The sequence below is a fragment of the Streptomyces sp. NPDC001410 genome (assembly GCF_042895235.1).
GTDB lineage: Bacteria > Actinomycetota > Actinomycetes > Streptomycetales > Streptomycetaceae > Streptomyces.
Window position 1 is genome coordinate 23,813 of sequence record NZ_JBIAWE010000037.1, and the last position, 12,246, is coordinate 36,058.

Genomic DNA, 12,246 nt, shown 5'->3' on the forward strand with positions numbered 1-12,246 from the left:
CAGCCCCAGCCGGTTGATCGAAGCCGTTCGACTTCGACGCCGTCTCCGTCGGCTCGCTGACCCACAGCGCGCCGGCCATGGATCTGAGCATGCTTCTGATCATCAATTCCGAACACAGGAGGTACCGTGGCCAAGGGCTACTGGGTCAGCGTCTACCGCACCATCGCAGCCCCTGAGAGGCTTGCTGCCTACGACAAGCTGGCCGGTCCAGCCGTCAAGGCCGCGGGCGGGCGGCTGCTCTCCCGCGGCAGCCGGGTCGTCGCACACGACGCCGGAATCGCCGAGCGCACCGTCCTGATCGAGTTCGACAGCTTCGAACAGGCGGTCGCCGCACGCGCGAGTGCGGCCTACCAGGAGGCACTGGCCGTACTTGCTGACGGCGTCGAGCGCGACTTCCGCATCATCGAAGGCCTCGACTGACGACCGATGCCGCGTCAGGGAGGAACACGATGCCGGCTGCGGGGATCACCCCGGCTCGTCAGCGCGCCGCACCGTCGCGAAAAGCGTCAGGCCGGTGGCATCGGCGGTGATGTCCGGTCCGGCGACGGTTCCTTCCCGGCGGCGCGGCGGCTCGGACGTCGGCCTCGATGTCGGCGGGGGTGCGTTCGACGAGGTTCCAGCGGCCGATCTGGGTCATCAGGGCGGCGTACGGGTTCGGGGTCGCGATGTTGGAGAAGTAGAACGTGTCTCCGGGGCGGCACAGGCGGGACAGGGTGGTGCGGATCAGGGCTCGGGTGAAGCGTTCTTCGAGGTAGTCGAAGAGGCCTCCGGCCAGGACCAGAGTCGGTATCCAGCAATGGATGGACGCCCATGCGCCCTACCTCGACAAAGTCGTCAAGAGCGGGCGCCATCCACTCCTCGCCCGGGTCATTCGTGATGCCGACCTTCCCCACGCGGCCGACAGCGCCGAGCGCGGGTTCGAACTGGGACTCGAACGACTCCTCGACGGCTGGGAGGCCAACCTCCCGGTCCGGCCCTGACGATCCGGCAGCGTCAACTGAGGGTTCGTCGGGGAACTCCACACCCCGACGCCGGCCTCCGCGCGCCAAACCCCCGACGCAACGCGATTCCCCGAAACGACCCGCCAGGGCTTGCACGGATCGGCGGACGCCTCGTCGTATCTGCTTTTGGGCCAGCTCGGCGACCAGCCCCGGGGGAAGTCGATCCGCTACTTCAAGCCCTCCCGAGGCGATCTCGGAGCTGACCAGCCTCCTCGCGCCCGGCGATACGCGGCGCTGACTCACCTATCTGGGTCAAACGAGCGAGCCGGGCCCGGTGACCGCGTCGTCTTGGGGGCGGCGGCGTTGGCCCGGGTATGGAGCCGGGAATCGCTGAGTCCGCCGTCACGATCAAGACGCACGCCGCCTCGCCGCAGCCATACGAGAACAGACCCGGTTCGGAGACATCCAGAAGTGGCGTCCCGCCCAGCGCGTTCCCGACTCCGGCCTCACGCGGGTACGGAGCCCGTTCCTAGCGCGTGGCGTACGCGCGGATGAACGCGTGGGCTCCGTCAGCCATGGTCTGGCGGACCTTTTCCGGGTCGGCGGTGGCGGGGATCGGTTGCCGTTCGTAGGCCAGCAGGACGGTCAGGGCGCTGAAGTGGTCGGCGGCCAGGCGTGGGTTGTCCGTGTCCAGGAGTCCGGCGCCGGCGAAGTGGGCGATGCGGTCCGCCAGGTTCTGCGACGCCGCGTCCGTCGCGGGATCGTCCGTGGTCGTCGGCGTCTGCAAGCGCTGCTGGGCAACGAGGGCGAAGGCGGCGGCGTAGTCGGCGGAGCCGACGATCGACGTGCCCTCTGTAGGGAGATGGTCAGCCGGTCGACGCGTTGTTGAACGCCAGCAGGTTCGGCTGCCCACTGGCAGATCGAGCAGGCGGTCGGGGACAGCCAGAATGGTGATGGCCTCTCCGACGGTCGCGGGGGTCAGATCCTTCGACGTGGAGAGCAGGTAGGCGGCGAGTCCCGCCACGTGTGCCGCGGCCTGCGAGGCGCCGACGACCGTTGTGTTCACCCTATGGTCCCTCGGCTCCGGGATCGGGGCGTGAGTAGTTGAGGTACAGGAAATCCCGGTGAGATTGATCTGCACACCGGCGATCCGCGATTGTGAGCCGCAGGCGTCGGTCTGGCCGCCTCCACGGCCAGCACCCGCACGGACAAGCCGCTGCTGACGTTCAAGCAGATCGCCGTGGTGGTCGCGTGGACCGTGGACGTATGGGTGAAGCGGCCGGACGGCGCCGACTACGGCGCTCCGCACGTGGCCAGCGCGGTTCGCGCCAGCCCGCGCAGCCAGGCGTGGGCGTGGTCGGTGTCGTAGCGCTGATGCCACGACAGGTATATCGGTGCCGACGGCAGTTCGAGCGGGAGGGGGAGCACGACCAGGCCGAGGTCGGCGACCGCTGACCGCGTGGTGGCTTCGGGGACGCTGATCAGGAGATCGGAGCCGCGCGCGAACTCCAGCGCGGCCGCTTCCGTGGGCGCGGTAGCCACCACGCGGCGGGTGAGGCCGAGCCGCGCGAGGGCGTCGTCGAGGGCATTGCTGAGGTTTCCACGTCGCGAGACGGTGACGTGCTCAGCGGCGGCGTACCGCTTTGCGGTGACCGTCCTGACGCGGGTGAGGGGGTGCCCCTGCCTCACGACGATGACGAGGCGGGTCTCGCCCACGTTCTCGGCACGGATGTCCGGTGCGCTCGGGCAGTTGGCGTTCGCCTCCAGGTCGACCTCGCCGCGCCGCAACTCGGGGGTGTCGATGCTCGATTCCGCGATGAAGCGCAATCGCACGCCCGGCGCCTGTCCGCGCACGGCCGCGAGCAGTGCGGGGCCGCTCAAGGCGACCAGGGAATCGTGCCAGCGGAGTGTGAAAGTGCGCTCCAGCGTTGCCAGATCGAGTTCACGGCTCGGTGCCAGCACCCCCTGGACCTGGTGCAGCAGCTCGTGCACCTGTTCCCGGACGGCGATCGCATACGGCGTCGGGGTCATCGTGCGGCCGGTGCGCACCAGGATCTGATCCCCGGTCGTGCGCCGGATTCGGCCCAGACTCCGGCTCATCGCGGGGGCGGTGACATGCAGGCGCGCCGCCGCCCCGGCCACACTTCCCTCCTCCAGCAGCGCGTCGAGCGCGGCGAGCAGGTTCAAATCCAATTGCATGCGAGTAATCCTAGCCGTGCCTGACATGCATTTGAAGTTAATTGCGGGGCTGCATACCGTTGAGGCGAAAGCGCAAGAAGTAACGCGCAGTTCGGCCCTCGACCGGCCTCAGCACCCCTCCTCAGACGGGAATACCACCATGTCCGAAACGCTTCAGACCACCGCAGTCGCCGCCTCCGACGCCGACCTGCTCGCCCAGACCGCGAACGCCGTGCGCGCGGCCGGTTCGGCGCTGCGCGAGCGCTTCGGCGAGGTGGTCCGCTACCAGACCCGCGAAGAGCTGATGCGCGCGCTCGCCGCCAACGACGACACGGCCCTCGATATCCTGCGCCCCCGCCTCACGCGCCTGCGCCCGGACGCCGGCTGGGTGGAGGACGAACTGGACGGCGGGGCGCTGCCGCCCGGCGAATGGTGGGTCGTGGATCCGGCCGAAGGCAACGTCAACCACCTGCACGCCCTGCCGGAGTGGGCGGTGACCGCCACCCTCGTGCGTGAGAACCAGCCGGTGCTCGCCGCAGTCCACCTGCCGTTGACCGGCGAGACCTACACCGCGCTCACCGGCGCGGGCGCCCACCTCGACGGCCGGCCGCTGCACGTCTCCCAGACCGCGGACCTCGGCCTGAGCATCGTGGCCACCAGCCAGGCCCGGCCGGACGAGGACGAGAAGGTCGTGCGGCGCGTCGGCTCCTCGATCACCGCGATGCTCTTCGACGCGCTCGTCGTCCGCACCGCCGTGCCCGCGACCCTGCACCTGCTGAACGTGGCCGCCGGCCGGATCGACGCCTTCTGGCAGTTCGCCGGCGCCCGCGCGGACCTGCTGCCCGGGGCGCTGCTCGTCACCGAGGCCGGCGGACAGATCTCCGACGCCGAGGGCCGCCTCTGGACCCCGCAGAGCGAGAGCTTCCTGGCTGCCGCGCCCGGCGTCCACGCCGAGGCCGTCGCCACGCTCTCGCGCTGACCGCGCACCACAACCTGCACGCACGGAAGGACCAGATCATCATGACCACGATCGCAGTTCTCGGAAACGGCCGCGTCGGCGGCAACCTGGCCACAGCCCTCACCCTGGCAGGGCATGAGGTGACCGTGGCGGACCGCGCGCCGGGCGCCGCCGCCGACGCCGCCCGGACTGCCCGGATCGTCATCAACGCCACCCCGGGTGCCGGCTCGCTGGACCGGCTCGTCGCTCTGCGCGAAGAACTCCGGGACAAGATCCTCGTCGACGTCTCCAACGCCACCGTCGACGGACCGGACGGACTTCCCGCCGACCTGATCTACCCCGGCTCGAGCCTCGCCGAACAGCTCCAGGAAGCGCTCCCCGAAACGTGCGTCGTCAAGACACTCAACACCATGCTCTTCCCGGTGATGACCTCGCCGGCCACGCTCACCCAGACGCCGACCGCGTTCCTCTCCGGCGAGGACCCGCAGGCCAAGCAGACCGTCCGTGAACTGCTCACCGACCTCGGCTGGCGCAAGGAGTGGATCACTGATCTCGGCGGGATCCAGACCGCCCGCGCCACGGAGGCCGCGATCCTGTTCGTCCCGCACGTCATCCGGTCCACCGGATTCACACCCTTCGCGATCTCAATCGCCCGCTGACTGTCGAGCTGCGCCGGCTGGAGGTAGCCGGAGCCGGCGCGTGGCATGGATGGGTTCCCGGTGGGACACGATCGTGGCATGTACTGTCCGACTTGGTCGCGGAGTCGACGTTGGCCTAAGGACCGTCCCGTAAATGATCTCCCAGTCGATGAGAGCGCGGGGGATCGCTGCGGGGCTCGCCCGCCTAACCGGCGAGGGCGAGGTTGTGCAGGCGGGCGATGCCAAGCGTGGCGTGGTGAACACCGTCGCCCTTCAGTCGGCAGTCGCGCAGGATCTTCCAGCCCTTCATGCGGGCGAAGACGTGCTCGACACGGGCACGGACCCGGCGGTGTGAGGTGTTGTGCTCCTCTTTCCAAGCCGGCAGTTCCGTCTGCCCCTTCGCGCGCCGGTGCGGGATGACCAGGCCAGTGCCCCGATAGCCGCCGTCGGCAATCACCGTGGTCCTACCGACGGCCGCCTTGGCCCCGGACAGTTCCCACGCCTTGCAGTCGTTGCGGTTGCCTGGCAGGGGTTGGCCGACCACCACGACCAGCCGGGTGTCCGCGTCGATGACGACCTGGTGGTTGGTGGAGTACCGATAGTTCTTCGACTGCTCCGCGACCCGGTGATCACGGGTCGGCACGAGCGTGCCGTCCACGATCAGGACGGCGTCCTTGCGGAACCGCCGACGTGGCTGGGGTGCGAGCAGCGGACCTAGTTGGTCGATGATGCGGTTGGCCGCGGATTTCGAGATCCCGAAGAGCGGGGCCAGCTGGCGCAGCGTCAGGTTCGTCCGCCAGTACGCGGCAACCAGCAGTACCCGGTCCTCCAGCGGCAGGCTCCATGGCCGACCCCGCCGCACCTCATCGACACCTTCGCGGCGCAGCGCGGTCACCAGCTTGGTGAAACAGCGCGGGCTCACCCCGGTGAACGGGGCTATCCACGAGGGCTCCGACGCCCTGATCACACCAGCCACACCAAGATCATCTCACTTGTGGCCGGCGCCCGTTGTAGCATCACGCGCCGCAAGGACGGGGCGACTGATGGCCGGCCGCCCCTATGGCGCACTATCCCCGGCGGAAGGTACATGCGTGGAGACAACGGAGCGACGCTCCCCCGCGGGAAAGAAAGCCGAGTACAGCGCGGCCGCCTGGCTGATCGGGTGGGTGGTCTTTCTGGGGTCCGGGTATGTGGCGTCGTTGGTGTTGGTCAGTACCTGGGCGAACTGCGACATCGGCACCAACGGCTCCTACCAGCTCGTTGCATGGGTGGTCGCGTCGACCGGCGTGGCGACCGTGTCCACCGTGCTGTGGGCTGTGATGCGCAAGATGACGGGTCGCCGAGGCCTCTTGCTGCCAATGGTGTTGACGATCCTTGCCAGTGCGATGCTGCTCTGGCCGGAGCTAGCAGTGTGGTACGTGTCGCCCGGCCACCCGGACAGCATGTGCGAACCGGGCGGCACGCCCGTGGGGTGGCTCAGTTGGCTGCCTTTGTGAGGCGGGCCACAAGTAGAGCGGCCAGAAGTCGGCTCACGGGGCTATCCGGTACGGCGCCGACGACGTGATCACACCCGCCACGACAAGTCCATCTCACCCGTGACCAGCAGTTACGGGACGGCCCTTAGGCATCTCACGTTCCACCGCACACCGCATCCTGGTCACCCTGCAGCGCACAGGCTCCCTGCGCCACAATCCGGGCCAGCGCGGATACTCAGCGGGGCCGCAGCTCGTACGCATGGGACTGGCTGCGATCGCCCAGCTGGACGTTCGACGGCAGGCTCGTAGACCTCTGGAAGAGCTGTCCGAGAAGCTGCAGGAGACCGTGTGCCTCTACACCCTGGATGCAGCCGTCGTCCGACTGGTCGATGGAGTCGAGTGCCGGCAGGTCCTGCGCGTCAGCGTTCCGCTCGGCCAGGATTTCCCCGCTCATGTCACAGCGGCGGGCAAGGCGCTGCTCGCACTGTGTGACCCGGCAGAGGTACGCGCGACACTTCCTACTGAGCTAGCCGCCACGGCGGCAGGAAGCATCGCTGATTGGCCGCTGCTCGAGGTCGAGTTGGAGGAGATCAGGGCCCGGGGATGGGCTGCAGACCTCGAGGAAAGCGCACACGACCTACACGGCGTCGGAGTGGCTATCCGCAACCGTATCGGGGAACCACTCGCCGCGATCTCTGTGCACGCACCCGCCGTGCGCCTGCGCGAGCAGGACATGCCCGCGGTTGCCACGGCCCTGCAGGAGACCGCCACCACGATCGCCAGGGCAGAGTGACAACGGGGGCCGAAGTGCCGAGGTGTTCAAGGTTCCAACGTGATCCGCCCATCCGGGATCCAGCCCTCCAGACATCCCGTCAACAGAACATCCATAACTCCGGCCACTGCTCAGGCCCTGCCCAGCGTGTCGCTCCCTTCCATGGCAGAGGCTCGGGTGGGTCGCCAGCCACGGTGAGACGAAAGATGAACACTTCCGCTGGTCACTACCACGAGACGACCAAGTGGTCGTTGGCAGACAAGCGGTACCGCCTAGGTCTGACGATTCTCCAGCTCAGTCGGGGCTGGCAGATGCGTGATCCGCTTCAGGTGCGGCGTGACGAAATCGGTGGGATGTTCCGCTCTTGGCTGGGCAAAGCCGACGATGCGCGAGCGGCGTCGGCATTCACGCTTGCGCCGAACTCGCTCCACTCGCCGAGTCGGCTAGTGCCCTATTCGCCACCTTCGTACTTCTCTGCCGATGACGCCTTCCGCCTAGCTGCCCTGACGTCTGCCTCTGCGTACATAGACGTCATGCTCGATGCTGAGCGCGTTGAGCCTGGCCCGGAGCCAGGGTGGGTCCAGGCAAATCAGCAATTCAGCGACTGGCTTGATGCCCAGAAGTGGGACTCGCAGCAGAAGCGTCGATCTATCGATGCCTTCCTTTTCGCCGATCTTCGGCGGGAGCTGGCGGAAGAGGCGCATGCGGCTGGGCTGTCTCAGCAAGAGCTCCAACAGTGGTCACAGAAGCAGCCGATGGAAGGCTTCAGCGCACTACCTGCGACAGGGCTTTACCGCGAGATGCTCCACAACAGGCACCTCAACAGGGGCACGCAATGGAAGAGGAACGACCTCACGGATATGGTCTACCTGTCCTGCGCTGCCGGGTACGCGGATTTCGTGGTCTGTGAGCGACACATGCGCGAGCCGCTGGAGCGAGGAGTCAGGCGCCTTGGCCTGCCCACGAAGGCGTTTCGCCGCCTGAGCGAGGCTGTTGCGGCCCTCGGCGACGCCTTGGAAGAACAAGCGCCCAACAGCTGCCCGCCCTGGCGGCTCCTGCCCCTGCGAGCGGTCCCTCCGACACAAGACCGGAAAGTCCTGGCGCCGCGGCCACCGAACCGGATATGGCGATGCCGGTGCGCCAACTACCGCTCGATGTACCCGACTTCGTGGGCCGAGCCGACGCGCTTGCCGAGGTCGCCCGATTACTCGACGGGTCGGCGCCGACCCGGGCCCCGGTAGCCGTCATCGTGGGCGGTCCCGGTGTCGGCAAGTCCTGTCTGGTGACGCACGCCGCGCGGCTGGCGAGCGCCACCTTCCCCGACGGCCAGCTCTACATCAACCTCGCCGGGACATCGGACGAGCCGCGGGACCCGGCGCTGATGCTGGCCGAGGCGCTGCGTGCACTCTCGATCGCCGGCAGCGCGATCCCGAACGGCCTGTCCGAACGGGCCGCGCTCTACCGGTCGTTGCTGGCGGACCGCCGGATGCTGGTGGTGCTGGACGATGCCGGTCACGCCGATCAGGTGCTGCCGTTGGTGCCCGGGGCCGACGGCTGTGCAGTGTTGATCACCAGCCGCACTCTGCTGACGCAACTTCCCGGCGCCCGGCACATCGACCTGGACGTGTTGAGCCCGGCCGAGGCGCGGGAGTTGTTCACCGGCATCGTCGGGCGGCGGCGGGTCGAGCGGGAACCGGCGGAGGCCGACGCGATCCTCGACTGCTGCGGCAACCTGCCGCTGGCGATCCGGATCGCCGGCGCCAAGCTCACCGGCCGCCCGGCCTGGTCGCTGCGGGTGCTGCGGGAACGCATCGAGGATGAGTCCCGGCGGCTGGCCGAGCTGAGGATCGGGGATCTCAGCGTGCGAGCCAGCGTCGAACTCAGCTTGCGGCTGCTGCCGGCCGACGCGGTGCGCGCGCTGAGCCTGCTGGGTCTGCTCGGCGCCTACACCCTGCCCGGCTGGGTGGTCGGCCCGCTGCTGGACCGCTCGGACGCCGAGGAGGTGCTGGACACCCTCGTCGACGCCAGCCTGGTGCGGCTCACCGCCACCGACGCCATCGGCCAGCCGCGCTACCGGCTACACGACCTGATCAGGACCTGTGCAGTGGAGATCGCCGCCCAGCTGCCGGCGGCGGACAAGCGGGACGCGATCATCCGGGTGCTGTCCGCCTGGCTCGAGCTGGCCGGGCGCGGCACCGATCGGCTGCCGACCGGGCTGCTGGCCGCCGCGCCCGGTTCGGCGCCACGCCGGTCGCTGCCCGACGCGGTCGTGGACCGGCTGATGGCCGACCCGGTCGGTTGGTTCGACGCGGAACGCGACACTCTGCTCGGCGCAGTAAAACTGGCGGCGGACTGGGGACTGGACGAGTTGGCCTGGGAGCTGGCGGCCGGCACTGTGACCTACTACGACCACCGGTGCCTGTATCAGGACTGGGAGCACGGGCACCGGCTCGCGTTGGACGCGGCCGAGGCCGCTGGAAACGTACGCGGCTCATCGGTGCTGCTGCGCGGTCTTGGCCAGCTGCACATCTACCGAGACGAGTTCGACGGGGCGACCCGTGCCCTGGAGTCCTCCATCGGGCTTTGCCAGGACGGCGGGGACAAGCGCGGCGAGGCGTTGTCGGTGGCGATGCTGGGCACGGTCAGCCGGGTGGAGGGCCGCTACGGCGAAGCCGCCGATCGTGTCGAGCAGGCGCTGGCCATCGCGGTCGGTGAGGGCGACCGGCACCTCGAAGCGCAGCTGTCCTGTTCGATGGCCGTGATGCGGCTCATGCAGGGCGAGCTCGACGAGGCGGAGTCCTGGTTCAGCGCGGCCTTGCGCCAGGCCAGGGCGCTCGACGACGGGCATCGGGTGGCGGTCGTGCTGCGGCGGGTCAGCCGGCTGCACGATCGGCGCGGTGATCCGGACGAGGCGCTGCGCTGCCTGTGGCAGGCGTTGGCCACCTTCGAGAAACTGGCCGACGAGCGGTGCGCCGCGTACACGCTGCTGGAAGTCGGCCGCGTGTACGCCGGTCAGCACGACCGGGACCGGGCGAGCCCGGCGCTGGAGCGCGCGGCGGACCTGTTCCACCGGCACGGCGACCGCCACGACGAGGCCACGTGCTGGCAACTGATCGGCGACCTGGACGCCGCCGCCGGCTTCCACGACCTGGCGCGCCGGCACCGGGAGCAGGCGCAGCGGTTGTGGCAGACGATCGGTGACATCCACCAGACGAAGGCTCCAGCGCGACCATCGTCGCCGTGACCTGGCTGACGCTGTGCAGCAGAGGGGCATGATCGACGGGCTTGATCGTCCGTCACGGGCTCTTGAGTAGCGATCTGTTCTTCCTGCACGGCTGGTGCGGGTGCGCCGACGATCCGTGGCGGTGGCATCACTCGAGCAGCAGGGGGACCTGGTGGACCCGATACTTGAGCGGAGCGGCGCACGCCGCGCGTACCTCATTGAGCACGCCGAAGTGCTGAGCGAGCCATCTGGCGGAGACCGAGGCCGAGCCGGCCCGGGTCGCGGCGGCGGAGCAGGTTGTCGCGCAACTGCTCGCCGAGGACGAGGCGGCCGCAGAGGGTGCCGGGGACGGTGATGCGGCCACGGCCGGCGACGTGGAGCCTGGACGGGTGGTGCCGTACCGCAAGGACGCGGCCGGACCCTGTGATCTGTCGGCCGAGTACCAGCGGGAGTTGGCTACGGCGGCCAAGGCGGGTGCCCCGTGCGGTGCAAGCAAATTTGCGAACGCCTCGGCATCGGGACCGAGCCGCGCAAGGTCGAAGCGATGCACGCGCGGATGAAGCGCTTGGCCGACCGGGGCTGGCTGCGCGAGCAGGCCCCGCGACTGTTCACCGGGCCCGCCTGAACCTCCGCCGGCCCGGTCGATGTCGTCGTGTCCGGATTGGGGCATAAAGGCGCGGCCCCCGGCGGGTGTTGGCGTTGTGTGACGAACGACAACCGCCCTGCCGAAGGCGCACCCGCACGGACTTACCAAGGTGAACTCCCCCTGTCCAGCAACGTGGTGACCCACGTCGCGGGCCTGATCCGGGGTCGGCGCAAAGCGATCAACTCGCGCTGGCGCAAGCTGCCTAAAGTAGCCGCCACCCCTACGAACGGCCCGGCCGCCTGCGTCCACAGGATCCAGACCGCGTTCAAAGCGCCTCGCCGCGACGGGCCTCGTGCGCCACCACGGCCCGCGCCAGCCGCTCCGCCACCTGCGCCGGCAAATCCCGCCGGCCCAACCCCCACCGGCCCGCATTGCAGTACCGGTGCGAGATCGTCATGTTGTCCCGCGTATCCGCCCCACCCTGGGCCATCGCCGTGATGTGGTCGGCTTGCAGCGCGCGCGGGTCACGGGGATCGGCCTCGCGTGGCACAGGCGTCAGGCAATGCCCGCACTCACAACCGTCCACAGACGGCTGACGGGTGGTCAGGGGCAGTCGTATGTGAGGTGCGTGGCCACTGTGCGGTGGGTGGGAGTGAGGGTGCGCAGTTCGGCTCGTGCCCTGTAGTGGCCCTTGCCTTGGAAGGTCCACAGGAGGTGCAGCCGTGCCTGCCTCTGGCCCCGGGCCACCGTTTCCCGTAGGACGGCCGAGGCGGTGCCGTCGCTTCGGCTCCAGCGGTAGGAGAGCGTGCCCGGCCGGCCGTCCGTGGTGACCAGGCCGACGATGTCCGCGGTGCCGTCGCAGCCGACGGTCGTCGGCCGGACAGCGACTGCCACCGTGCGCACCCCGACGGGCGGCTGGAGGTGCTGCCAGGCCAGGAACGCGATGACGCAGACCAGCACCAGCGCGGGCAGAGCGTGTCTGCGCATGCGCCGACGCGGGGGCGCGGGGGCTGGTGGCACGGTGGGCAGCGTCCTATCGGTGCGGTGCGCGACGGCGGCCGTCACTCCCGGGCCGAAACGCAGCACGGTGCCTTCGACACGATCGGGCCGCGTCGGTGCGGTCGGTGTGATCTGCGCGCCCGGCGGTGTGACGAGAGTGTCGGTGTCGTCGGGCTCGGGCCGCTGGATCCAGTGGCTGGCCAGCACGGTGGCGCTGTACTCGGCGTCGTTCGGGCCGTTTTCGTGGGCCGGGGGGTGTTCGGTGGTAGGGGCGGGGCGGGTTATGGGGGCGTGTTCGTCGCTGGGGTCCAGCACGTGGGTGGGCTCGTCGGCGGGGTCCAGCAGGCGGGTGGGCTCGTCGGCGGGGTCCAGCAGGCGGGTGGACTCGTCGGCGGGGTCCAGCAGGCGGGTGGACTCGTCGATGGGGTCCAGCAGGCGGGTGGACTCGTCGATGGGGTCCAGCACGCGGGTGGACG

13 protein-coding genes and 1 pseudogene are annotated in these 12,246 nt (G+C 69.4%); 9 read left to right on the forward strand and 5 right to left on the reverse strand.

Translation table 11 applies throughout. The features are described from left to right. The first annotated feature begins 126 nt into the window (after window positions 1-126). Window positions 127-420, forward strand: a complete 294-nt coding sequence (locus ACFY3C_RS44545) for a DUF1330 domain-containing protein (protein ID WP_390775004.1) — start codon at window positions 127-129, stop codon at window positions 418-420. Window positions 421-800: 380 nt separating this feature from the next. Next, entirely contained in the window at window positions 801-980 is a 180-nt protein-coding gene (locus ACFY3C_RS44550) for a TetR/AcrR family transcriptional regulator C-terminal domain-containing protein (RefSeq protein ID WP_390775005.1), read from the forward strand. 490 nt (window positions 981-1,470) lie between these two features. Here ACFY3C_RS44550 and ACFY3C_RS44555 read toward each other — a convergent pair whose 3' ends face one another. Together ACFY3C_RS44555 and ACFY3C_RS44560 are read right to left on the reverse strand one after the other, a co-directional pair. Then, window positions 1,471-2,007 (reverse strand): TetR/AcrR family transcriptional regulator C-terminal domain-containing protein, encoded by a 537-nt coding sequence (locus ACFY3C_RS44555; protein WP_390775006.1) that lies wholly within the window; start codon window positions 2,005-2,007, stop codon window positions 1,471-1,473. Between the two features lie 227 nt (window positions 2,008-2,234). After that, the gene (locus tag ACFY3C_RS44560; RefSeq protein WP_390775007.1) at window positions 2,235-3,140 is read right to left on the reverse strand and encodes a LysR family transcriptional regulator; all 906 of its coding nucleotides are present in this window, start codon (window positions 3,138-3,140) and stop codon (window positions 2,235-2,237) included. A gap of 139 nt (window positions 3,141-3,279) precedes the next feature. Between ACFY3C_RS44560 and ACFY3C_RS44565 the strand changes: the two genes are divergently transcribed. Together ACFY3C_RS44565 and ACFY3C_RS44570 are read left to right on the forward strand one after the other, a co-directional pair. After that, window positions 3,280-4,098, forward strand: coding sequence for a 3'(2'),5'-bisphosphate nucleotidase CysQ (locus tag ACFY3C_RS44565; RefSeq protein WP_390775008.1), 819 nt, complete (start codon window positions 3,280-3,282; stop codon window positions 4,096-4,098). A 41-nt stretch (window positions 4,099-4,139) separates the two neighbouring features. Continuing rightward, window positions 4,140-4,736 carry an NADPH-dependent F420 reductase gene (locus ACFY3C_RS44570; protein ID WP_390775009.1) on the forward strand — a complete coding sequence of 199 codons (597 nt, stop codon included), beginning with the start codon at window positions 4,140-4,142 and terminating at the stop codon, window positions 4,734-4,736. Between the two features lie 184 nt (window positions 4,737-4,920). On the opposite strand, the gene ACFY3C_RS44575 is transcribed toward ACFY3C_RS44570, so the two are convergent. Continuing rightward, a complete protein-coding gene (locus tag ACFY3C_RS44575) occupies window positions 4,921-5,691 on the reverse strand; it encodes a transposase (RefSeq protein ID WP_390775010.1) in 771 nt (256 codons plus the stop codon). A 115-nt stretch (window positions 5,692-5,806) separates the two neighbouring features. On the opposite strand from ACFY3C_RS44575, the gene ACFY3C_RS44580 reads away from it, so the two are divergent. The 5 genes and pseudogenes from ACFY3C_RS44580 (at window position 5,807) to ACFY3C_RS44600 (ending at window position 10,810) form a co-directional block, all read left to right on the forward strand. Further along, entirely contained in the window at window positions 5,807-6,211 is a 405-nt protein-coding gene (locus ACFY3C_RS44580) for a hypothetical protein (protein WP_390775011.1), read from the forward strand. 130 nt (window positions 6,212-6,341) lie between these two features. After that, a pseudogene (locus ACFY3C_RS44585) lies at window positions 6,342-6,398 on the forward strand (helix-turn-helix domain-containing protein); the annotation flags it as partial. A gap of 51 nt (window positions 6,399-6,449) precedes the next feature. Continuing rightward, on the forward strand, window positions 6,450-6,983 hold the full coding sequence (locus tag ACFY3C_RS44590; RefSeq protein ID WP_390775012.1) for an IclR family transcriptional regulator: 534 nt from the start codon (window positions 6,450-6,452) through the stop codon (window positions 6,981-6,983). Between the two features lie 1,102 nt (window positions 6,984-8,085). Further along, window positions 8,086-10,206 (forward strand): tetratricopeptide repeat protein, encoded by a 2,121-nt coding sequence (locus ACFY3C_RS44595; protein ID WP_390775013.1) that lies wholly within the window; start codon window positions 8,086-8,088, stop codon window positions 10,204-10,206. A gap of 460 nt (window positions 10,207-10,666) precedes the next feature. Continuing rightward, window positions 10,667-10,810, forward strand: coding sequence for a hypothetical protein (locus ACFY3C_RS44600; RefSeq protein ID WP_390775014.1), 144 nt, complete (start codon window positions 10,667-10,669; stop codon window positions 10,808-10,810). A 286-nt stretch (window positions 10,811-11,096) separates the two neighbouring features. On the opposite strand, the gene ACFY3C_RS44605 is transcribed toward ACFY3C_RS44600, so the two are convergent. Together ACFY3C_RS44605 and ACFY3C_RS44610 are read right to left on the reverse strand one after the other, a co-directional pair. Next, complete coding sequence (locus ACFY3C_RS44605) at window positions 11,097-11,480, reverse strand: HNH endonuclease (protein WP_390775015.1); 384 nt, start codon at window positions 11,478-11,480, stop codon at window positions 11,097-11,099. Further along, on the reverse strand, window positions 11,375-12,246 hold an 872-nt coding region (locus ACFY3C_RS44610), incomplete at its 5' end, for a hypothetical protein (RefSeq protein ID WP_390775016.1). The genes ACFY3C_RS44605 and ACFY3C_RS44610, both read right to left, overlap by 106 nt.